The 19,677-nt window shown below is 61.8% G+C and carries 21 protein-coding genes and 1 tRNA gene; 5 read left to right on the forward strand and 17 right to left on the reverse strand.

Annotation, left to right across the window (positions count from 1 at the left end):
* Positions 1 to 89 precede the first annotated feature (89 nt).
* Positions 90 to 857 (reverse strand): DsbA family protein, encoded by a 768-nt coding sequence (locus BHD07_RS08515; protein ID WP_100672226.1) that lies wholly within the window; start codon positions 855 to 857, stop codon positions 90 to 92.
* A 227-nt stretch (positions 858 to 1,084) separates the two neighbouring features.
* Here BHD07_RS08515 and BHD07_RS08520 point away from each other — a divergent pair, with 227 nt between their 5' ends.
* Positions 1,085 to 2,242 carry a pyridoxal phosphate-dependent aminotransferase gene (locus tag BHD07_RS08520; RefSeq protein ID WP_338279015.1) on the forward strand — a complete coding sequence of 386 codons (1,158 nt, stop codon included), beginning with the start codon at positions 1,085 to 1,087 and terminating at the stop codon, positions 2,240 to 2,242.
* A gap of 416 nt (positions 2,243 to 2,658) precedes the next feature.
* Here BHD07_RS08520 and BHD07_RS08525 read toward each other — a convergent pair whose 3' ends face one another.
* On the reverse strand, positions 2,659 to 2,874 hold the full coding sequence (locus BHD07_RS08525; protein ID WP_100672230.1) for a hypothetical protein: 216 nt from the start codon (positions 2,872 to 2,874) through the stop codon (positions 2,659 to 2,661).
* Between the two features lie 163 nt (positions 2,875 to 3,037).
* Positions 3,038 to 5,821, reverse strand: coding sequence for an Rne/Rng family ribonuclease (locus tag BHD07_RS08530; protein WP_338279016.1), 2,784 nt, complete (start codon positions 5,819 to 5,821; stop codon positions 3,038 to 3,040).
* Between the two features lie 758 nt (positions 5,822 to 6,579).
* Between BHD07_RS08530 and BHD07_RS08535 the strand changes: the two genes are divergently transcribed.
* The 3 genes from BHD07_RS08535 to prfB all read left to right on the forward strand — a co-directional run bounded on the left by BHD07_RS08535 (position 6,580) and on the right by prfB (position 11,859).
* Positions 6,580 to 7,812 (forward strand): N-acetylmuramoyl-L-alanine amidase, encoded by a 1,233-nt coding sequence (locus tag BHD07_RS08535; protein ID WP_198516729.1) that lies wholly within the window; start codon positions 6,580 to 6,582, stop codon positions 7,810 to 7,812.
* Between the two features lie 364 nt (positions 7,813 to 8,176).
* Positions 8,177 to 10,630, forward strand: a complete 2,454-nt coding sequence (locus tag BHD07_RS08540; RefSeq protein WP_100672233.1) for a penicillin-binding protein 1A — start codon at positions 8,177 to 8,179, stop codon at positions 10,628 to 10,630.
* 97 nt (positions 10,631 to 10,727) lie between these two features.
* Positions 10,728 to 11,859 (forward strand): peptide chain release factor 2 gene (gene prfB, locus BHD07_RS08545; RefSeq protein WP_338279019.1). Its coding sequence is split into 2 segments (ribosomal slippage): positions 10,728 to 10,796 and positions 10,798 to 11,859, totalling 1,131 coding nucleotides; the frame shifts between segments, so codons are not numbered across the junction.
* A 244-nt stretch (positions 11,860 to 12,103) separates the two neighbouring features.
* Here the strand turns inward: prfB and BHD07_RS08550 are convergent.
* Both BHD07_RS08550 and BHD07_RS08555 read right to left on the reverse strand, forming a co-directional pair.
* Positions 12,104 to 12,604 carry a hypothetical protein gene (locus BHD07_RS08550; protein ID WP_100672235.1) on the reverse strand — a complete coding sequence of 167 codons (501 nt, stop codon included), beginning with the start codon at positions 12,602 to 12,604 and terminating at the stop codon, positions 12,104 to 12,106.
* A gap of 87 nt (positions 12,605 to 12,691) precedes the next feature.
* Positions 12,692 to 13,465 carry an NAD kinase gene (locus BHD07_RS08555; protein WP_100672236.1) on the reverse strand — a complete coding sequence of 258 codons (774 nt, stop codon included), beginning with the start codon at positions 13,463 to 13,465 and terminating at the stop codon, positions 12,692 to 12,694.
* Between the two features lie 194 nt (positions 13,466 to 13,659).
* Here BHD07_RS08555 and BHD07_RS08560 point away from each other — a divergent pair.
* Positions 13,660 to 13,735, forward strand: a tRNA-Thr gene (locus BHD07_RS08560).
* Positions 13,736 to 13,828: 93 nt separating this feature from the next.
* On the opposite strand, the gene BHD07_RS08565 is transcribed toward BHD07_RS08560, so the two are convergent.
* The 12 genes from BHD07_RS08565 to BHD07_RS08620 all read right to left on the reverse strand — a co-directional run bounded on the left by BHD07_RS08565 (position 13,829) and on the right by BHD07_RS08620 (position 19,484).
* Positions 13,829 to 14,425 carry a GIY-YIG nuclease family protein gene (locus tag BHD07_RS08565; protein WP_338279023.1) on the reverse strand — a complete coding sequence of 199 codons (597 nt, stop codon included), beginning with the start codon at positions 14,423 to 14,425 and terminating at the stop codon, positions 13,829 to 13,831.
* On the reverse strand, positions 14,422 to 14,664 hold the full coding sequence (locus BHD07_RS08570; protein WP_338279025.1) for a hypothetical protein: 243 nt from the start codon (positions 14,662 to 14,664) through the stop codon (positions 14,422 to 14,424). Before BHD07_RS08570 ends, BHD07_RS08565 begins: the two co-directional genes overlap by 4 nt.
* Positions 14,665 to 14,916: 252 nt before the next feature.
* On the reverse strand, positions 14,917 to 15,402 hold the full coding sequence (locus tag BHD07_RS08575; protein WP_338279027.1) for a hypothetical protein: 486 nt from the start codon (positions 15,400 to 15,402) through the stop codon (positions 14,917 to 14,919).
* Positions 15,399 to 15,836, reverse strand: coding sequence for an ASCH domain-containing protein (locus BHD07_RS08580; RefSeq protein ID WP_338279029.1), 438 nt, complete (start codon positions 15,834 to 15,836; stop codon positions 15,399 to 15,401). Before BHD07_RS08580 ends, BHD07_RS08575 begins: the two co-directional genes overlap by 4 nt.
* A complete protein-coding gene (locus tag BHD07_RS08585; RefSeq protein WP_338279031.1) occupies positions 15,836 to 16,252 on the reverse strand; it encodes a hypothetical protein in 417 nt (138 codons plus the stop codon). Before BHD07_RS08585 ends, BHD07_RS08580 begins: the two co-directional genes overlap by 1 nt.
* Positions 16,249 to 17,436, reverse strand: a complete 1,188-nt coding sequence (locus BHD07_RS08590; protein WP_338279033.1) for a tyrosine-type recombinase/integrase — start codon at positions 17,434 to 17,436, stop codon at positions 16,249 to 16,251. Before BHD07_RS08590 ends, BHD07_RS08585 begins: the two co-directional genes overlap by 4 nt.
* Positions 17,437 to 17,565: 129 nt before the next feature.
* A complete protein-coding gene (locus tag BHD07_RS08595) occupies positions 17,566 to 17,712 on the reverse strand; it encodes a hypothetical protein (RefSeq protein ID WP_338279035.1) in 147 nt (48 codons plus the stop codon).
* Positions 17,709 to 17,984: a hypothetical protein gene (locus tag BHD07_RS08600; RefSeq protein WP_338279037.1), complete on the reverse strand. Its 276-nt coding sequence runs from the start codon at positions 17,982 to 17,984 to the stop codon at positions 17,709 to 17,711. Before BHD07_RS08600 ends, BHD07_RS08595 begins: the two co-directional genes overlap by 4 nt.
* The gene (locus tag BHD07_RS08605; protein WP_338279040.1) at positions 17,981 to 18,256 is read right to left on the reverse strand and encodes a hypothetical protein; all 276 of its coding nucleotides are present in this window, start codon (positions 18,254 to 18,256) and stop codon (positions 17,981 to 17,983) included. The genes BHD07_RS08600 and BHD07_RS08605 overlap by 4 nt, the downstream gene beginning before the upstream one ends.
* Positions 18,253 to 18,414, reverse strand: coding sequence for a hypothetical protein (locus BHD07_RS08610; RefSeq protein WP_338279041.1), 162 nt, complete (start codon positions 18,412 to 18,414; stop codon positions 18,253 to 18,255). Before BHD07_RS08610 ends, BHD07_RS08605 begins: the two co-directional genes overlap by 4 nt.
* Positions 18,411 to 18,713 carry a hypothetical protein gene (locus BHD07_RS08615; RefSeq protein WP_338279043.1) on the reverse strand — a complete coding sequence of 101 codons (303 nt, stop codon included), beginning with the start codon at positions 18,711 to 18,713 and terminating at the stop codon, positions 18,411 to 18,413. Before BHD07_RS08615 ends, BHD07_RS08610 begins: the two co-directional genes overlap by 4 nt.
* Positions 18,714 to 19,019: 306 nt before the next feature.
* Positions 19,020 to 19,484 carry a hypothetical protein gene (locus BHD07_RS08620; RefSeq protein ID WP_338279044.1) on the reverse strand — a complete coding sequence of 155 codons (465 nt, stop codon included), beginning with the start codon at positions 19,482 to 19,484 and terminating at the stop codon, positions 19,020 to 19,022.
* Between the last annotated feature and the right edge of the window lie 193 nt (positions 19,485 to 19,677).

Genomic DNA, 19,677 nt, shown 5'->3' on the forward strand with positions numbered 1-19,677 from the left:
GATGGTTCCCCGAGGAAAAGCCCCCTGGGTACCCGCGGGCTTTGTCCACAAGTCGTGCTGTTCCGATAGGGGCGGTGGCCGGCCGGCCGTCAGCAGGCGGTCTTGCCGCACGCACGCATGTTGGCGACCTTCTGTTCGATCTCTGGCGCCCCGACAGCGCCGAAGACCGCCTCGTTGCCGACGACGTAGGAAGGCGTTCCCGTGATGCCGAGCTCGTTGGCGAGCGTATAGGCTTCGCGCATCGAGGCATCATACGGCCCGTCATCCATCTTTTCGCGCAACTGCGCTTCCGTCACGCCGAGCTTGGCCGCAACGGCGATCGCGGTTTCCTCCGTCGCGCGCTCCTCTCCCCCGAGCAGGGCGCGATGGAAATCGCCGTATTTCTCTGGTGCGATCACGCGGAAGGCGGCGCTGACCTTGTGGGCCGCGAGCGAGTCCGGCCCGAGAATTGGGAGCTCCTTGAGAACGAAGCGGACATTCTTGTCCTTGGCGAGGATGTCGTCCATGTCGGAGAGAGCCCGTTTGCAATAGCCGCAGTTGTAATCGAAGAACTCGACGATCGTCACATCGCCGTCCGGATTGCCGAGGGCAATGTCGTAGGCAGAGTTGAAGATCGCCTTCTTGTTGTCGGCGATTGCCGCCTGAGCGGTTTCCTGCTGCTTGGCCCGCTGCTTGGAGGTGAGGGCTTCCTGCACTTCCAGCATGATCTCCGGATTGGCGAGCAGGTACTCCTTGATGAAGGCGCCGAATTCCTCCTTCTGCTTGGCATCGAGCGCCGCCGCGGGTCCGGGCAGGGCGACGCCGGCAGCAAGCGCGATCAGGGATGCTGCGGCAATCATCTTCATCTTGAGCGTCATTCTTTCCTCGTGGTCTGCTGTTCTATGTCGGTCGTAGGCTCCGCACGCTTGCGTCAATGCGCCAGTTTGAAGACGACGACAAGTCCCGGCTTGCGCCGACTGGTTGAAGCATAGGGCGTGGCGGAGGGAAACGAAACGGCAAAATCGGCCGAATTGCGGCGTTCGCGGACTTGTGAAGCCGCGAGCGATGGGGCAAAGGGCATCAAGAAACTCGCGAGGACCTTCCTTTGGCACAGATGTCGAAACGCAGCGCAGTCGAGCCGTTCCACGCCATGGATGTGCTGGCCGAGGCCACGCGGCGGCGCGATTCCGGCCACCCGGTCATATCCATGGCGGTCGGTCAGCCCGCGCATCCGGCGCCGAAAGCGGCACTCGATGCAGCAAGGAGGGCACTCGATCACGGTCGGCTCGGCTATACGGACGCTCTTGGCACACTCTCCCTGAAGAGGGCGATTGCCGCTCACTATCACAGCCGACACGGCATCACGCTCGATCCGCAGCGGATTGCGGTGACGACCGGATCGTCGGCCGGGTTCAATCTCGCTTTTCTCGCCCTGTTCGATCCGGGCGATCGCGTGGCTATCGCCCGCCCGGGCTATCCCGCCTATCGCAACATCATGGCCGCGCTCGGGCTCGAAGTGGTCGAGATCGAAGCCAATGCCGATGCCGGCTTCACTTTGACCCCGGACAGCCTGGAGCGCGCCGCCGCACGGGGCGGAAAACCGTTGAAGGGCGTGCTTCTCGCAAGCCCGGCGAACCCGACGGGAACGGTGACCGGCAAGGCGCAGCTGAAGGCGCTCGCCGATTATTGCCGGGACCACTCGATCGCCTTCATTTCCGATGAGATCTATCACGGCCTTACTTTCGCCGGGGAGGAGACGACGGCGCTTGAAGTCGCCGACGACGCCGTCGTGATCAACTCCTTCTCCAAATATTGCTGTATGACCGGTTGGCGCATCGGCTGGATGGTTCTGCCCGAGGCGCGGGTGCGTGCCTTCGAGCGCATCGCGCAGAGCCTCTATATTTCGCCTCCGGAGCTGTCACAGATTGCCGCGGAGGCGGCTCTCGGCGCACATGAGGAGCTCGACGGCTACAAGCGTGCCTATGCCGCGAACCGGGCATTGCTGCTCGAACGGCTGCCGCAGATCGGCTTTTCGATCGCCTCGCCGATGGACGGCGCATTTTACGCCTATGCGGATGTCAGCCGCTTCACCAATGACAGCATGGCCTTCGCCCGTCGGATGCTGGCCGAGATCGACGTCGCGGCAACGCCCGGCTTCGACTTCGATCCCGTCGAAGGGCATCGCACCATGCGCTTTTCCTATGCGGGGGCGGCTATCGAGATGGAGGAGGCGATGAACCGCATCGCGCGCTGGCTGGCCTAAGGCTTATCGAGATTCGGGCCGCCCGCGGCGCTTGTTTGATTTCCTCATTCCTGTGCTTGTCACAGGAATGAGGGTAGCGCCGCGTCTGCGGCGCGGGAAGCGTTCTTTCAGCCCAAGGACTTGGTCTGGCTGGATTCCTGTGACGAGCACAGGAATGAGGGACCGGGGATGTGCGGCTACTACATCGAAGCGAAGCGGGACGCTGTATACGGGCGTGACCCGGGACCTCCGCGCCGCCTCGCTATCTTCACGGCACCCTCTCTACCCTCATCCCTGTGCTCGTCACAGGGATCCAGCAGCGCCGCGTCTGCGGCGCGGGCGTTCTTTCAGCCCAAGGACTTGGGCTGGCTGGATTCCTGTGACAAGCACAGAAATGAGGAAATCAAACAAGCCGTCGCGGGTAGTTGCGCCGGGTTTTACCAGTTGCCGGGGTCTGCGGTGTGATCGACACTGGCAAACTCATCTGCCTCTTTCCGGTCCAGTGTCAGGTTGGTTGCGAGCTTCGTTTCATCCGTGACCGAATAATGCAAAGGGGCCGGCCCGTTGGTCAGTTGCTGATACATGAGCAAGGCAGCTTCCTCGGCAGTGTCGGCTTCGAACTCTTCCGTAACAATGACTGTGAACTTGTGCATGGCCTCGTCCTCCCTCTGGAAAGTATAGAGCGGGATAAGGAAAACTATGTGCGGCTTTCCGTCCGGAAAGGGCGGAGTTTTTCAATGGGGCAGCTCACACCTGAGCCGCCACGCGTCCCGGCCATGAAAAAGCCCGGATCGCTCCGGGCTATTTCTTTGCTTCTTAGAAGAAACCGCGGCGCTGCCACCAGCCGCCCTTTTTGGGTTTTGCCGGCTCCTCTTCGCCCTCGCTTTTGCTGGACGTCACGACCGGCTCGGTAGCGATCGCCGACAGATCCCGGTTTGCGCGCGCAGGCTTTGCGCCTTCCAGATCGGCAACAGCTTCCTCCACCGCCTCAGGGGCGGCTTCGGGTGTTTCGGGTTGGGACTCGACGGCCTTCTCGGCTCCTTCGTCGACACTCTCGGCCGGCTCCTCGGCCTTGACTGCTTTCTTGCGGCTGCGCCGGGGTTTTGCCGGTTTCGGCTCCTCCGCTGCTGCCTCGACGGCAGCGGCTGCCGCGATATCCGGCGACGTCTCCTCGGCTGCCGCGGCTGGGAGGACTTCCGCCTCTGCGTCGTCACCGGCCGCTTCGCCGGCTTCTGCAGCCACGCCGGCCTCGCCCTCGGCTTCAGCCAGTTCATCCTGACGACTGCGGCGGCCGCCACGCTTGCCGCGGCGGCGACGCTTGCGCTTCTGCTCGCTATCGCCATTCAGGGCATCCGTGGCGTGGCCTTCATCCTCGGCATCGTCCACGGCGCCTTCATCGCCGGTCTCGTCCTCAGCCGCGTCGGCGGCCTCAGCGAAGGCTTCGTCCGCCCCCTGACCCGTACCCTTGCCGCGCCGGCGGCGACGACGCTTGCGCTTGCGGCCGCCTTGCTCGTCGGTCTGACCCTTTTTCTGGTCCTGACGCTCGGCAGCAATCTCTTCCGCTTCCTCTTCGTCGGTCTCCTCCTCGATGAGGACCTCTTCTTCGTCTTCCGGCTCCGGCTCGAACTGCAGGATCTGGTCGATCCTCACCGGATTTTCGACCGGTTCACCGCGATCGATCGCGAAGTGCTGCGCACCGACATGGGCGTCCGCTTCGATGAAGATGGAGACACCGAAGCGCTGTTCGTAGTCCGTGATCGAGCTGCGCTTCTGATTGAGCAGGTAGAGCGCGATATCGGGTGTCGTGCGCACGCTGATGTCGTGCGTGGTGTTCTTGAGCAGATGTTCCTCGATGCCGCGCAGAACATGCAGGGCAACGGAGGATTGCGAACGGATATGGCCCGTGCCGTTGCAGTGCGGGCAGGTCTGCATCGTGCTTTCCAGCACCGAGGCGCGAATGCGCTGGCGAGACATTTCGAGCAGGCCGAAATGCGAGATGCGGCCGACCTGGATACGGGCCCGATCGTTCTTCAGGCAATCCTTGAGCTTTTTCTCGACGGAGCGGTTGTTCCGCTTCTCTTCCATGTCGATGAAGTCGATCACGATCAGGCCGGCAAGGTCGCGAAGGCGCAATTGCCGCGCTACTTCCTCGGCTGCCTCGAGATTCGTCTGGAGAGCCGTATCCTCGATCGAGTGTTCGCGCGTCGAACGACCGGAGTTCACATCGATGGAAACCAGAGCTTCGGTCTGGTTGATGATGATGTAGCCGCCAGACTTCAGCGTCACCTGCGGCTGCAGCATGCGATCGAGCTGCGCTTCGATGCCAGAGCGGGAGAAGATCGGATGCACGTCGCGATAGGGCTGCACGACCTTTGCGTGGCTCGGCATCAGCATCTTCATGAAGCCCTTGGCTTCCTTGTAGCCTTCCTCGCCCGAAACGACGATCTCGCTGATGTCCTTGTTGTAGAGATCGCGGATCGATCGCTTGATAAGGCTGCCCTCCTCGTAGACGAGGCAGGGGGCAGTAGAGTTCAGCGTCAGCGTGCGGACGTTCTCCCACAGCCGCATGAGGTATTCGAAGTCGCGCTTGATCTCGACTTTCGTGCGATTGGCCCCGGCGGTGCGCAGGATCACACCCATTCCCTGCGGCACGTCGAGACCGCGGGCGATTTCCTTCAGACGCTTGCGGTCCTGCAGGTTGGTGATCTTGCGCGAAATACCGCCGCCGCGCGCCGTGTTCGGCATGAGAACGGAGTAGCGGCCTGCGAGCGAAAGATAGGTCGTGAGTGCCGCACCCTTGTTGCCGCGCTCTTCCTTTGCGACCTGAACCAGCAGGATCTGCCGGCGCTTGATCACTTCCTGAATGCGGTATTGCTTGCGCGGCTTGCGGATATGACGATCCGCCACCTCTTCCATGGCATCTTCGGCGCCGACGGATTCGATGATTTCCTTTTCGCCGTCGTGATTGTCGTCGTCATCGTCGTCGTCACGCTGACGACGCGCGTCGATATCCTCGGAGATCGAATCGGTATCGACCACCGCGGCCATTTCGTTCTTGTCGCCTTCACCGTCTTCCGACGGGCCGCCTTCAGGCGCCACGGGCTCTTCGCCGGCCTTCGGCTTTGCGCGGCGGGTACGCTTCGGCTTGGCCTTGGCCTTCGGCTTCTCCGCAGCGGCCTCGGCGGCCTCGGCGGCTTCTCCGGCTGCCTCGGCGGCTTCGGCCTGTGCCACGACTTCGGCAACCGTATCGCCGGCCGGCGCGGATTTCTGTTCCGCCACGGTGTCGTTCGGCTCGTCATCGTCGCGGCGGGCCTCTTCGGCTTCCGCCTTCAACAGGGCCTGACGATCGGCGAGGGGGATCTGGTAGTAGTCGGGATGGATTTCGGCGAAGGCCAGAAACCCGTGGCGATTGCCGCCGTAATCGACGAAGGCCGCCTGGAGCGACGGCTCCACTCTGGTTACCTTCGCCAGGTAGATATTGCCGCGGATCTGCTTCTTATGTTCCGATTCGAAATCGAATTCTTCTATGCGGTTCCCGCGTACGACAACGACGCGCGTCTCCTCTGAGTGAGACGCATCGATAAGCATTTTCTCTGCCATCTAAGCTGTGCTCCTCGGCGCGGCGGGACGACAGACAGAGTGCCTTTTTCAAGAAGGCTGTCGAAGACGTCGGAGGCTGCGCCGGATATGAAAGGTCCTGTTTGGCGCAGGCGATGGTGCAGCAGCCAGACGGCAGCCGGAACGCTGGGGTCCCGGGGCCGCTCTACTTCTGACCGATACTGCTGAGTCACATCAAAGACCAAACAAGAATGCCAATGTCCTGGACCTCTGGAAGAGGCCCGATGAATGCGCCCGCTTGCGGGCATCCGGTGAAATTCACCATCAAGAACTCCGGCCACCGCCGGAAATTTGCGAACCAGTATACGGAGGAGGAAATGCGGCGACGGCGGATGAATTCCTGCGGCCGCGGAAGCTTGATACGGTTGCAACCGGTTGTTCCGGCTCGATCACTCCCTGGCGCCAAGCTCGTCTAAAAGCTCCGGCTGCCCGGCCGACGATTCTATCCCGTCAACACTTTCTCCTTGTGACGCTTTTATGTTTTCCATGTCACATTGGCAAGGGAAAAGCCTTTGCCGCCACAATATTGATCGATTCGCTTGCGCGGGTGTAACCGGACCTTCAGGAGAAGACAGCGCCGGCTGACGGGCGGTGCGACGGCCTCCGCGTCAAGCTTTGGTTAACCCTGAGGGTTCATTGGTTGAGGGGCGGATAGGGGGTGCCGGGGAGACCTTCGCCGGTACATTGATTGGATGAATGCGGGGTTTCAGGTGAGGCGTTCGGCGACTAGGCTGTGTTCCATGGAGGCGATCGGGCGTCGTCGCGGTATGCGCGCGCTCGTCGCTGCCTTTGGTGCCGTTTTGCTTCTCTTGTCGCCCGTAGCGGGCGTGCGCGCCGGCGAGCCGGTGCCTCTCCTCGCCTATGCCGCGCGGATTGCCGGCGACGATGCCCGCACGCGCTTGGTCATCGAGTTCGATCGCGAGCCGGCCTTCTCCATCCACTACGTCGCCAATCCTTTTCGCGTCATCGTCGATCTGCCGGAAACGTCGTTCGGACTGAAACCGGAGAGCCTGCAGCCTCGCGGGTTGTTCGACGCCATCCGCTACGGCGGAATGGGGGCAGGGGCCTCGCGGCTTGTGCTCTCCGCCAAGGGGCCGACGGAGGTGACCCATGCGGAAGTGAAGCCGGTGGAGGACGGGAAGGGCTTTCGCCTCGTGCTCGATGCGGAGAGGATCGGCCAGGACCGCTTCGACAAGCTCCTGGCCGAGCAGCAGTGGACAGGCACGGTGCCCTCCGCCAAGACCGGCCGGCCGGCCGCCGCGCCACCCCCGAAGGCCGGCGTCTTCGTGGTTGCGATAGATGCCGGCCATGGCGGAATCGATACCGGTGCAATCGGTGGCGTCACGAAAACCGAAGAGAAACACGTGACCCTGGCCTTCGCGAAGGAGCTGGTGGAACGGCTCAATCACGAACCCGGCATCGAGGCGTTTCTGACGCGGGAACGCGACGAATTTCTCTCTCTCCCTCAACGCGTGCAGATTGCACGCCAGCGAGGCTCCAACCTGTTCATTTCGGTTCACGCCGACACATTACGGCAGAAGGATATTCGGGGCGCCACGGTCTACACGATCTCCGACAAGGCGTCCGACCACCTCGCAGCCGATCTTGCCGCACGCGAGAATCTCTCCGACGAGATTGCCGGGATTCCGCTCGAAAGCGAGCCGGCCGAAGTCGCGGATATCCTCATCGATCTCACCCGCCGCGAAACGCAGGCTTTCTCGGTCAACCTCGCCCGAAGCGTCATTTCCTCGTTCGAAGGGCAGATCAAGCTGATCAACAATCCGCACCGCCATGCGGGGTTCCGGGTCCTGCAGGCGCCGGACGTGCCCTCGGTGCTGCTCGAGCTCGGTTTCCTGTCGAACAAGGAAGATGAGAAGCAACTGCTCGATGCGGAATGGAGGAAGAAGGTATCCGCGCTGCTTGCCGACGCCGTTCAGCGCTACCGGAACACCGCGGTTGCAAACGGCGGTTGAATGCGCAGGGCATTCCGGGATCGCTGATCTCGTCCCAGCCCGGCGCCACGGAATGGGGATGTGATTTGTGTCGAGCCGGTAACAGCGATATGCTTTTCAGCGGATGCGCACTGTATAATCCGGTAACAGCCCTATTTTACTCACAATCCGGGCCCCTTAGGGGGAGGGCGTCCCGATTTGTGGGAAACGGTGTTGATGCTTCAGGTTCCTGGCCATATGAGGGAGCCCAAACGCGTGTAACTGAAAATGCCGGACGATTTCTTTGGAAGAGTTTGGCGAAGTCGGCTTCCTTTCGCGGAAAACGAGCGTTCGGGCACTCGGCGACCTCGCAATGGGACGATAATTAGATACCGGTACCTGACTGATGATCAGACTGATTGGATATTTTTTTGGCATTGGTGCGTTTCTGCTGCTTGGCACAGCAGCGGCCGTCGCGATCTATCTCGGCGGCATCACCAAGGACTTGCCCGACTATGAGGTGCTGGCCAATTATGCACCGCCGGTGACGACGCGCTTCCATGCGGGTAACGGCGCGCTGATGGCCGAATATGCGCGCGAGCGCCGGCTGTATCTGCCCATTCAGGCGATACCCGATCGCGTCAAGGCCGCATTCATCTCGGCGGAAGACAAGAATTTCTACCGGCATCCGGGTGTCGACGTGACGGGCCTTGCGCGCGCCATCGTCGTCAATGTGCAGAATTTCGGCTCCGGTCGGCGCCCGGTCGGAGCGTCGACGATCACCCAGCAGGTCGCCAAGAATTTCCTTCTGAGCTCCGACCAGACGCTCGATCGCAAGATCAAGGAAGCGATCCTCTCCTTCCGCATCGAACAGGCCTACAGCAAGGACCGCATTCTCGAGCTCTATCTCAACGAGATTTTCTTCGGGCTGAATTCCTACGGCATCGCCGGGGCGGCACTGACCTATTTCGACAAGTCGGTGACGGAACTGACGATTGCCGAGACCGCCTATCTTGCGGCCCTGCCCAAGGGGCCGGCCAATTATCACCCGTTCCGCGAGGTCGAGGCTGCGATCGAGCGCCGCAACTGGGTGATCGATCGGATGGTCGAAAATGGATACGTCACCAAGGCTGACGGCGAGGAGGCAAAGCAACAACCGCTCGGCGTCAAGCCGCGGCGCGGCGGCGCGCACCTCTTCGCGTCCGATTTCTTCGCCGAAGAAGTGCGTCGTCAGATCATCCAGAAATACGGTGACAAGGCCCTTTACGAGGGCGGGCTTTCCGTGCGTACGTCGCTGGATCCGCGGCTGCAGATTGCGGCGCGCAAGGCGCTTCAGGACGGGCTTTTGAACTACGACGAGCGGCGAGGCTTTCACGGTCCGGTGAAGACAATCGAGATCGGCGGCGACTGGGGCGAGCCGCTGAGCAAGATCCCCATGCTCAGCGACGTGCCGGAATGGAAACTGGCGGTCGTGCTCTCTGTAGACAGCCAAGGCGCCGAAATCGGCGTCCAGCCGGAAAAGGAAGTCTCGGGCAAGATCGTGCCTGAACGGGTGACCGGGCGGATTGCCGCCAAGAACATGCAGTGGGCCTATCGCTCCGCGGGCGGAAAGCGCAAGAACGCCAAGTCGCCGGAGGGGGTCTTCGGGCCGGGCGACGTCGTCTATGTCGAGCCGTTGCAAGAGGCCGGCGAATATCGGCTGCGCCAGCCGCCGAAGGTTCAGGGCGGATTGGTCGCGATGGACCCGCATACCGGCCGCGTGCTGGCGATGGTCGGCGGGTTTTCCTACGGACAGTCCGAGTTCAACCGCGCGACTCAGGCGATGCGCCAGCCCGGTTCCGCCTTCAAGCCCTTCGTCTACGCGGCCGCCCTCGACAACGGCTATACGCCGGCATCGGTCATTCTGGATGCGCCTATCGAGATCGTCGCGGGCGGTCAGGTCTGGCGGCCCGAAAACTACGGCGGCGGCTCTGCCGGACCGTCGACGCTTCGCCTCGGCATCGAAAAATCGCGCAACCTGATGACGGTCCGGCTTGCCAACGACCTGGGCATGAACATCGTCGCCGAATATGCCGAACGTTTCGGGATCTACGACAAGATGGCGCCGCTTCTTGCGATGTCCCTCGGTTCCGGCGAAACGACGGTGCTGCGTCTCGTGTCCGCCTATGCCGTCATCGCCAATGGCGGCAAGCAGATCAAGCCGTCGCTGATCGACCGGATCCAGGACCGTTACGGCAAGACCATCTTCCGCCACGAGGACCGGGCCTGCGAGAATTGCAATGCCGACCATTGGGAAGCTCAGGAAGAGCCGGTGCTGATCGACAATCGCGAGCAGGTCCTCGACCCGATGACCTCCTATCAGATCACCTCCATGATGGAAGGCGTAGTCGCGCGGGGGACCGCGGCAGGCAAGATCAAGCTCGATCGCCCTGTCGCAGGCAAGACCGGCACGACCAATGACGAGAAGGACGCCTGGTTCGTGGGTTACACTCCCGACCTCGTCGCGGGGCTCTATCTCGGCTTCGACGACCCGGCACCGCTCGGGCGCGGGTCGACCGGCGGCGGCCTGTCGGCGCCGATCTTCAACGCCTTCATGCAGAAGGCGGTGGAGGGTACCCGTCCCGGCAAGTTCGTGGTGCCGGAAGGCATGAGCCTTATTCCCGTCAACCGCAAGACCGGCATGGCGGCCGTCGAGGGCGAGCCGGACACGATCATCGAAGCCTTCAAGCCGGGCACCGGCCCTGCGGACACCTTCTCGGTCATCGGCGACCTCGACGAATATGCGCCGCCGGAAGAAATATTGAGAACCTCTCCGCAGGCCAACCAGGCGGTAACCTCCGGCTCCAACGGACTGTTCTGATCCTTTCCATCGCACGCGGTGCCCGTCGCCTTTACATCGGCGGCGGGCACCGCTATTTGACCGTCACGTTGGAAAAGTCACCTGAAGAAGCAGGATCATGCGCAGCGAAATCGAGAACATCGTCGACGAAATCAAGCAGGCCATAAGCCTGCTGAGGAGGCATCTTTGACTGGGATCAGGCGGTAAGACGACTGGACTGGTTGAACAACAAGGCGGAAGATCCGTCGCTCTGGAACGATGCGGCCGAGGCGCAGAAACTGATGCGCGAGCGCCAGCAGCTCGACGATGGCATCAATGGCCTGCGCCGCTTCGAGCAGCAGCTCAACGACAACATCGAGCTCATCGAACTCGGTGAAGAGGAGGGCGATTCGGCGATCGTATCCGAGGCCGAGGAAGCGCTTCGCCAATTGCGTGGCGAGGCGGCGAAGAAGCAGGTCGAGGCCATGCTTTCGGGCGAGGCCGACCAGAACGACACTTATCTCGAAGTCCATTCGGGCGCCGGCGGCACGGAAAGCCAGGACTGGGCGAACATGCTGCTTCGCATGTATACGCGATGGGCCGAACGCCAGGGCTACAAGGTCGAGCTCATGGAAATCCAGGACGGGGAAGAAGCAGGCATCAAATCCGCTACGCTTCTCGTCAAGGGGCATAATGCCTATGGCTGGCTGAAGACGGAATCGGGCGTGCATCGCCTCGTCCGGATTTCTCCCTATGACAGCAACGCTCGCCGCCATACGTCCTTTTCGTCCATCTGGGTCTATCCCGTCGTGGACGAATCGATCCAGATCGACATCAACGAAAGCGATTGCCGGATCGATACGTACCGCTCCTCGGGCGCCGGCGGTCAGCACGTCAATACGACCGATTCGGCCGTGCGCATCACCCATATACCGAGCGGCATCGTGGTGCAGTGCCAGCAGGAACGCTCGCAGCACAAGAACCGCGCCAAGGCATGGGACATGCTTCGCGCGCGGCTCTACGAGGCTGAACTGAAGAAGCGCGAGGAGGCCGCCAACGTCGAGGCGGCGTCGAAGACCGATATAGGCTGGGGTCACCAGATCCGCTCCTACGTCCTTCAGCCCTATCAGTTGGTCAAGGATTTGAGGACGGGTGTCGAAAGCACCAGCCCGGGCGACGTGCTCGACGGTGAACTGAACGAGTTCATGGAGGCAGCCCTTGCACATCGCGTCAGCGGTGGCGCGGATGCGGCCGTCGACGACCTGAGCTGATTGCCGTTGCCCCGGTATTGAGGGGGCGAGGGGAAATTCCTTTCGGGATGGGCGGTGTGCGGTCTGCGCTGAAAGCCGCCCCTCATCCGGCCTGCCGGCCACCTTCTCCCCCGCAAGCGGGGCGAAGGGGGCTCGCGGCAGGCCCTAGTCCCCTTCGCCACCGCATCCACAAGCATGGCGGATTTGGCTAATGACAAGTTATAAAGGTGCCGGCAGGCGGATGAGGGGCGAAGTTCGGTGACCCTCAATTCGTCGCGCGCTCGATCTTGATGTCGCCGAGCTCGTCTATGAGGACCGTCCAGGACTCGGGCTCGGTCGCGCCCGCTTCGGTCTTCAGATAAACCGTCGCGAACATTCCCGGCTGAGGCGTGATCCCTGTCGAGGTTTCGGGGCGAATATCGGTGACATAGGGTTTCAGCGCCGTGAATTCCTCCAGTTCCGCGGAGGAAACCACCTCGGGACCGGTCGGAGTGGAGGCGATCTGCTGCAGATGGACCTGCGCGGTGCCGTCCTCCTGTCGAACGGCAATCAGTTTATAATAGCCGCGCCGCCCACCGGGCGCCGCAGTCTTCGCACTCTTGTCGCCATCCCTGCTTTCCTCCGGCTGCGGCGCGCCGCCGCTCTCCTCCCAAAAGCCCGTGCTCGTCACGAAGATGATGTTCGGGGGCAGGAGGCCATTGTCCTGAGCGAAAAGCGCGCTTGAGGGCAGGGTCAGGCAGAGCGCTATCAGCAGGGCCTTGTGCATTGTGGATATCCTTCGCAACCGAACGCCGGGACCGCGAGGCACGCTACCGCCCGTGATCATACCATATCGGCCTTGCAACGTGTGATTTCAATTGGAAAACTGCTCGGCGAGAATGCGATCGGACCAGGAATGATCCGGATCCGAAAGGATCCGCGCCGTGAGCTTCTCCGATTCGGCGATGCGGACATGCACGACGGACTTGACTTCCTGGTGGTCTGCCACGGCGTTGACCGGGCGCTTGTCGGCCTCGAGGATTTCGATGTCCACCGTCACGTGATTCGGCAACAGCGCCCCGCGCCAGCGCCGCGGCCGGAAAGGGCTGACGGGCGTCAACGCCAGGAGCGGCGCTTCCAACGGCAGGATCGGCCCGTGCGCAGAAAGATTATAGGCGGTGGAGCCCGCAGGTGTCGCCAGAAGCAGCCCGTCGCAGGTCAGTTCGTCGAGCCGCGTCTTTCCGTCTACGATGACCTTCAACTTTGCGGCCTGATAGGACTGGCGGAAAAGGTAGACCTCGTTGATGGCAAGCGCGGTGAACTTGTCGCCGTTGACGTCCGTGGTGCGCATCTCGAGCGGATGAAATGCATTTTCGTCCGCATTGGCGATGCGCTGATGCAGGTTCTCGGTGCTGTAGCGGTTCATCAGGAACCCGACCGAGCCGCGGTTCATCCCGTAGACGAGCTTGCCGGTATTCATCGTCCTGTGGAGCGTGTGCAGCATGAAGCCGTCGCCGCCGAGCGCGACGATCACTTCGGCCTTGTCCGCATCATGATCTCCGTAGAGGGCCCGGAGATCCTTGGCCGCCTTCTGTGCTTCCTCTGCCGGCGATGCGATGAAGGCGAGGGAGTTGAACTTGCGGGCCATGAACTCAGTCCGTCTGTCATTGCGGGGGCAGGGGCGCTTCCGCTTGTTTTCGCGTCAATTTAGGCGTGCGGCGCTATAGACGCCACGGTCGCTTTTTCTGGCACGGCCTCGGCACGAACGCATCCGAAAAATTGGGAGAAGCCGCATTTTTGCTTTACACCGGGAGAGAATATGGTAACTCCCAGCCCTAATATGCCCTTATAGCTCAGTTGGTAGAGCGGCTGATTTGTAATCAGTAGGTCCCGGGTTCGAGTCCTGGTGGGGGCACCATTTTTCAAGCGCTTACACATGTGAATGTCGGAAGCCATCAGACATTTTCAGACATCCGACCTCGAAAATGTCTGACAGGTCGGATGCCCGGATTTAGGGGATATTGGCGGTTCCTTGCTCGATCATATCCATCAGGATGCGATTGAGTTCCTTCGTAGCGCGAAACCACTCTCCGTGACTGCGCTGCTTGTGAAAGCGATTATGCAGACGTCGCTCCGCTGCGAGCGTGCCAGGCACAATTGCAATGCGGGCGATCGGCGCAGACACGCCAGTTTCGAGGCCGGTGAGCCGTCGCAGGGGATTGACGGAAAAACCGATCTTCACTGCGTCTCCGGCCCATAGGAAGTAGATGTACCCGGCTTTGTGAAGCGATGGCGCATCCGATGATGCTATGCGTTTCCAGCGGCGTGCCTCTCGGGTGCGGACGATCTCGTCTATTCGCTTTGGCAGTGCTTCGAGTGTTGGGTCCTCGGGCGGCGCTGTGATGCGCCGCCGCACTTCCGCGCGGAGTTCGTCGACCTTGCGGTTGACCTCCTCGGCCGCCGCTGTCGCCTCCGCCAAAGGGAGCCAGTTTCCCTCCTCGTCCTTCAGGTCGCGGCCTTTGAAGCCCAATGATCGCGCGGTTGGGCTTGGTTCCCAGCGAGGGCGCCCGTCTCTCCATACGAGATGCCTCGTTAACTTAGTGGTCATTGCAGTGTCTCCGCCTGGCGGTTTACAGCAGTCTCGATTGTCCACATGGCGGAGTGCTGGCCGTCGATCTTGTCGAGCTTTTCCAGCATTAGGTAGAACGTGGTGTTGAGAGTTTCCCGCAGCTTGCCGAATTCTTCCGGCTCGGCGTGCTCGCTGGTGAAAAGCGCCAGCTTCATCAGGGCGCGAAGATCGAGGATAGTGTCTTCTAATTGTTCAAGTGGGCGGTTGAATGCGCTCATAATAGGGTTCCCTAGCTTCGAGGAACCCGAACACCAGCTTCCAATCTGGTGGCCGGGCAGTAACGGGTTGGAAGACCGCGCTAGGGGCACGGCAGGGCAAAGCCCTCCCATCACGCCCGACCATAGAAAAACGCGCCTGTGAAGGCACGGCGCGTCGGGACGCCCTAGACAGAACCGGCTTCCAACCCGGGCTTCGCCGTTTGCGCGAAGCATATATAGGGTGTGCTTGGCAGCCGTTTCTGTCAAGGGGCATCAATTCTTCGCTTTGTCCTCCTTTTCCGACGCTCTTTCGTCGGACATGTCGGACGGCGGTTCGGTCGGCAGGTGCAGGTGCTTCCGCACGGTGCGCCAGGCTTCGATGTATTCGACCTGGCTGACGCCGTTTCCCCACGCCTCGGCAGTGGCGCCTGCGACCACGACAAAACCGATCTGATCGTCGTCCCGGGTGTGCACGCGTGCCAGGAGATGCAGCGCCCGGTCCAAGCTCATTTGGGCTTTCCGTTCTTCCGAAATAGCGTCCCACCTTTCCGACGTGGCTTTGTAGGACGCGTAGCGCACGTTTTCGAGCAGCCAATCGACCGCAGCCTTTCTCGTCCGGAAGCCGCGCCGGCGCGCCGGGTAAGTCCCGACGTCTCCTGCCTCGCGCGGACGGTATGCCATCCAGCGCTCTGCCGGCGGGTTTCCTGGGAACTTCTCGACATGGCCGGCCAGCTCGTCTTCTATCGTGACGTTGATCATTGCTTGCCCTCCTCCTGCCAGCGTATCAGGCGTCCCTCGAAAGCGCCGCGCCGGTCGTGCGTTAGATCCCAGAACATCGCCATGTTCGTCATGGCTTGGTGGCTGTCGAGGTGAGGGGCGAGCGGCGTGATGTGCTCGGGCGCGAAGCCGTCGTCGCGGGCGAATTGCTCGACCTCGTCGCCCTTCAAGGTGCAGCCGTTGATCTCGATCCAGAGGATCGCGCCGGGCGTCCTCTCGATGACGATGTGTTCGCAGGCGGTGCAGGTCGGGTCGTCGGCCAGGATCTTCTGACAATGCTTCGTGCGCATGCCCTGATAGAGCTGGACCGGTTCGCCTGGCTGCGCGTGTCGTTGCCGATCGGCGCGGACGGTTTGCCGTTTGATGCAGGCGACGATCTGCGGGACGAAGAACTTCTTGAAAGAATAGGCGACCATCACCGGACCTCTTGGATATCCTCGGCGGCAAGAAAGCCGCGCTCTTCGGCCATCTGCACCAGCCGATCGACCAGGGCGGTGGTGACGAAGTCCCGAACCTTCTCGGCCATCATGTGAAGTTCTTCGCGATCGAAGAGCATCATTTCCGGCGCATCTGCCGGTGACGTGCGGTCGGGAAGCTCGCAACACCATGTCTCAAGCTCGCCAAGGAACTGCTGCCATTCCCTCCCCCGGCCTCTCTCATCCACCGCTGAACGGGAGGTGAGAAGGGCTCGAAGATCGGCAACGGTCATGTCGATGCCCGTCACATCGCCGTGCTCTGGATCGTGCAGCACAACGACTTCCGTTTCGTCGGCAAAGTTGCCCAGGCATAAAAGTGCCGGCGTGTTCTTCTCACGCTGCATCAGGGTGCTCACTTCGTTTCCTCCTTGTCGTACCAGATGATGAGCTTGGCGATCGCGCTGTCGGCGAGCTCCGGGTTCAGCGCGAGGTAGTGTTTCAGGATGTCGTTCGCTGTCTTGAAGCTGTGGCCGGTGATCGAGCAGATCTGCGGGATGGTGCAGTCGGCCATCGCCAACCAGGTGACCGCGGTGTCGCGGAAGTCCTGGTCGCGGAGCGTCTTCAGGCTCGGCAGCTGCTTGGCGGCCGCCCGGCGAATGTCTTCGTAGCGGCGGCGATAGCGGTCGGCCTTGAAAGGCTTCCAGTCCTCTTCGTTGAGGATGACATAGGGAGAGATTACTTCGGCCGTCTGGCGGCGTTTCTGGGCCGCTGTGAAGCGTTTCTTGAGTTCCGGGGCCTCCGGTATCGACACGATCACCTTCGTCTTTCCCTGGCGGAATATGAGGCGCCCTGCTTCGCGGCCGGCGTGCTGGAATTCGAGCCGGTCGCCCTGGCGCTGGCCCGACCAGACGGCGAGGGTGAACATGTCGCCCATCTCGTGGGCGCCCATAGCGTCGGCGGTCTCCACCAGGACCGTCATTTCCTGCTTGGTGGCGAAGCGGATCCGCGGCGGCGGCGTCTTCATCTTGAGCTTGTGCGCCGGGTTGATGTGCATTTCCGGAAATTTGCCGAGATCCATCGCCCATTGCAGGGCGATGCCGAGAATGCGCATGGCGCCGACGGCCGTTGCGATGCCCGCCTTCTGGCGGAGCGTGTTGTAAAGACCCTTGCAGATAGGCTTCGTCAGCGCTTCGGCCTCGGCCGTCCAGACGTCGGGCAGGTGGTTCTCGAAAACCTTCGACTTCTGCCGGTAGTCGTCGACCGTCCTCGGCGCGCGATCGGCGATCTCCGGGTTGATCTTGACGTTCAGCCAGTCCTCGAAAAGCTGGCTGACGGGATAGGTGTGCTTCAGCGCCGGCGCAGCCGGGACCGGCGTCGGCTCGTGCCGGCCGGTTGTCTTCATGCGGGCCTTGCGCTTCTCTCCGGCGAGCTGCTTTGCGAAAGCGTTCGACCAGTCCAGCGCCTCTCCGGCCGTCATCCAGCGGCCGTCGACCTTCAGGTCCTCGCCCTTGTAGCCGAGCTTCCTGAGCGTCGGCGACGGCTCGAAGCGCGGGCGGCCGTCGCGCCAGGCGACGTGCTTGATCTTGTGACTGCTACTCATGTGCGCGTGCTCCATACGCGTTTGACAAAAGAAGAACCCGGCGGCCACGCGAAACAAAGACCGCCGGGTTCAGATCTGACCGCTGGGCGAACTGGGGCGCGGTCAGGGCAGGGAAGGGTGGTAGCCCCACTAGGCGGCTGGCGGGGCGACCCTCGACGGGCCGCGTGCACGCGACGCCGTGTCGAGCTGGACGGCGAGGTAAACGAAGGCAAAGCCAAGAGCCTGGCCGCCGAGAACGGCGAAGGGCATGACGAGGATCAGCATCGCGTCCGTCATTGCACGAGCCTCAGTTGCGGCCGTCGGTGGCTGCAGAGCGACAGGATATCGGCCCCTGTCTCTTGCTCGATCAGCAGTACGGCAGCCTCGACGATGAAGGCGGTGCGCGCGGCATGCATGACCGCGTGACGGCGGGTGAGGCTTTCCAGCGCTTCGCGCGCCTCGACCAAGTCGCGCAGATGGTCGACCAGGCGGCGCATGATCTCGTCCTGGCTCTCCGCCTGTTCCTCGAGTGTGCGCAGGAGGGCGCGCGGATCTTCGACGGCAGTCATCGCCCGCCATCCTTCAGCCGCTCGGCTGCGACCATGCCCGCCTGCGTAAGCGCGATGCGAGACGGCCCGCCGTTGCTGACCTTCACCAGTTCATGGCGCTGCAGTGCGGCGATGGTGCGCACGTGAACACGCTTGTTGCCGATGCGCCAGCCGCCGGCCTCGGGCGCCTGGTGCTTGAAGAAGTTGATCGCGCCGAGCGCGTTCTGCTCCGCCTGGGACAGCGTCTTGCGCGGGTTCAACACTGCCGGGTTTTCGGAGAGGGGCGTGCTCATACGCGCGCCTCCGCTGGCTGTACCTTACGATCGTTGTCGCAGCCACGGCAGGTCTCGATTTCGGTCCGGAAGGCGTTTCGTGCGACCGCGGACATCAGCAAGTAGGCGGCGAAGTCCATGCGGTGCTGGCCGCAGCGGCAGGCAATATTGATGCTCATGCCGCGTTGCTCCCGACATACTTGGCGATGAGCGCCTGGCGATCGTCATGCACACGGATGGACGCGATACTTTTACCCAGTGCAGACGCGGTCGCGGCGGCCTTCTTGTCGCCGTAGGTTTCGAGCCAACGCATGACCGATGCTCGCCAGTAAAGGCCGGAGGGCAGCGGCGCCGGAAAACCTTCGAAAGCGATCAGCCGCTTTTTGTGCCGGGAGAAGGTCTCCGGCGTCCAGCCGATGATGGCGGCGACTTCGCGCTGCGCCATCGTCGGGTCTAGTTCCTTCATTGCTGAAATCATGCTTCGCGTCTCCATCAGCCCAAATCACTGCGCTGATGAAAATGTCACTGAAAAAGTGATTTCGCAATCTTTAATTCATGAAAAGAGTGAAATCGGTGACTGTGTATTAGTGAAGCTGCGGGCAACCAGTGGCTTCAAAGCTGGGGATAACAGCAAAAAAGAAACGTTTCCTAGTTCAGTGTTAGCAACAGGTTAAGGAACGTTCCCGAGTTCAGTGCTGCCGAACCGCCGGGAACGTTCCTCAATTCAATGTGGTGAAGTAGCCCGGAAACGTTCCTGAATTCAGTGCACCCTGTCGCAAATTGATCAGGCGGCGCGGCGCTCGCGGAATGAAGCGACGACGACGCCGCTGACGATCACGCGGTCGTTGTCGATCAGGAGGGGCTTCATCAGGTTCGGGTCCATGGTCGCGGCGACCAGGAAAGGATCCTCGAAGATCCGAAAGACGGTTTCGGCGCGTCCCGTGCGGTCATAAACCTGCGCGCAGACGACGTCCCCTACGTCAGGCCGGGCATTTAGGTCAACCATCATGACATCGCCCGGCAAATAGCCGACGTGCTCAAGGCACCGTGATCGCAGGACCCATGGTTCAACGCCGTTCCGCCCGGCCTTCAGCGCCTGGACTGCGCCGTCGATCGTTTGCATTGGCTCGGCGTCGTAGCGGGAGCTTTCCTGCTCGGCCAGGCCCCGAGGCTTTCCCGATACGGAATGCTCATAGGCCTTGATCCCCGTCGCCTCCTCGATGCGCGCGATCGTCGCGTCTTCGAGCATCGCCTTGTTGTCGGGGTCATTGCGAAATTTCGCGAAGGTCGAGGGATTGGTCTTCGTGCGACGCGCAAGCTCCGCCACTCTCCATCCCTTGGCTTCAAGGACGAAGTTGAACCACTGCAGCTGCTGTCTACGACCGTTTTCCACAACGCAAAACTAAGGTGAGGCCGTTCACTAAAAAATCGCGCAACCTTCA

This window comes from Sinorhizobium sp. KGO-5, assembly GCF_036245905.1.
GTDB classification, from domain to species: domain Bacteria; phylum Pseudomonadota; class Alphaproteobacteria; order Rhizobiales; family Rhizobiaceae; genus Sinorhizobium; species Sinorhizobium meliloti_A.

What these genes read in the sequence shown, in the direction of transcription:
- BHD07_RS08515 (WP_100672226.1), bottom strand. Translation starts at nt 857, where the DNA reads ATGACGCTCAAGATGAAGATGATTGCCGCAGCATCCCTGATCGCGCTT.
- BHD07_RS08525 (WP_100672230.1), bottom strand. Translation starts at nt 2,874, where the DNA reads ATGCACAAGTTCACAGTCATTGTTACGGAAGAGTTCGAAGCCGACACT.
- BHD07_RS08530 (WP_338279016.1), bottom strand. Translation starts at nt 5,821, where the DNA reads ATGGCAGAGAAAATGCTTATCGATGCGTCTCACTCAGAGGAGACGCGC.
- BHD07_RS08535 (WP_198516729.1), top strand. Translation starts at nt 6,580, where the DNA reads ATGGAGGCGATCGGGCGTCGTCGCGGTATGCGCGCGCTCGTCGCTGCC.
- BHD07_RS08540 (WP_100672233.1), top strand. Translation starts at nt 8,177, where the DNA reads ATGATCAGACTGATTGGATATTTTTTTGGCATTGGTGCGTTTCTGCTG.
- BHD07_RS08550 (WP_100672235.1), bottom strand. Translation starts at nt 12,604, where the DNA reads ATGCACAAGGCCCTGCTGATAGCGCTCTGCCTGACCCTGCCCTCAAGC.
- BHD07_RS08555 (WP_100672236.1), bottom strand. Translation starts at nt 13,465, where the DNA reads ATGGCCCGCAAGTTCAACTCCCTCGCCTTCATCGCATCGCCGGCAGAG.
- BHD07_RS08565 (WP_338279023.1), bottom strand. Translation starts at nt 14,425, where the DNA reads ATGACCACTAAGTTAACGAGGCATCTCGTATGGAGAGACGGGCGCCCT.
- BHD07_RS08570 (WP_338279025.1), bottom strand. Translation starts at nt 14,664, where the DNA reads ATGAGCGCATTCAACCGCCCACTTGAACAATTAGAAGACACTATCCTC.
- BHD07_RS08575 (WP_338279027.1), bottom strand. Translation starts at nt 15,402, where the DNA reads ATGATCAACGTCACGATAGAAGACGAGCTGGCCGGCCATGTCGAGAAG.
- BHD07_RS08580 (WP_338279029.1), bottom strand. Translation starts at nt 15,836, where the DNA reads ATGGTCGCCTATTCTTTCAAGAAGTTCTTCGTCCCGCAGATCGTCGCC.
- BHD07_RS08590 (WP_338279033.1), bottom strand. Translation starts at nt 17,436, where the DNA reads ATGAGTAGCAGTCACAAGATCAAGCACGTCGCCTGGCGCGACGGCCGC.
- BHD07_RS08595 (WP_338279035.1), bottom strand. Translation starts at nt 17,712, where the DNA reads ATGACGGACGCGATGCTGATCCTCGTCATGCCCTTCGCCGTTCTCGGC.
- BHD07_RS08600 (WP_338279037.1), bottom strand. Translation starts at nt 17,984, where the DNA reads ATGACTGCCGTCGAAGATCCGCGCGCCCTCCTGCGCACACTCGAGGAA.
- BHD07_RS08605 (WP_338279040.1), bottom strand. Translation starts at nt 18,256, where the DNA reads ATGAGCACGCCCCTCTCCGAAAACCCGGCAGTGTTGAACCCGCGCAAG.
- BHD07_RS08610 (WP_338279041.1), bottom strand. Translation starts at nt 18,414, where the DNA reads ATGAGCATCAATATTGCCTGCCGCTGCGGCCAGCACCGCATGGACTTC.
- BHD07_RS08615 (WP_338279043.1), bottom strand. Translation starts at nt 18,713, where the DNA reads ATGATTTCAGCAATGAAGGAACTAGACCCGACGATGGCGCAGCGCGAA.
- BHD07_RS08620 (WP_338279044.1), bottom strand. Translation starts at nt 19,484, where the DNA reads ATGCTCGAAGACGCGACGATCGCGCGCATCGAGGAGGCGACGGGGATC.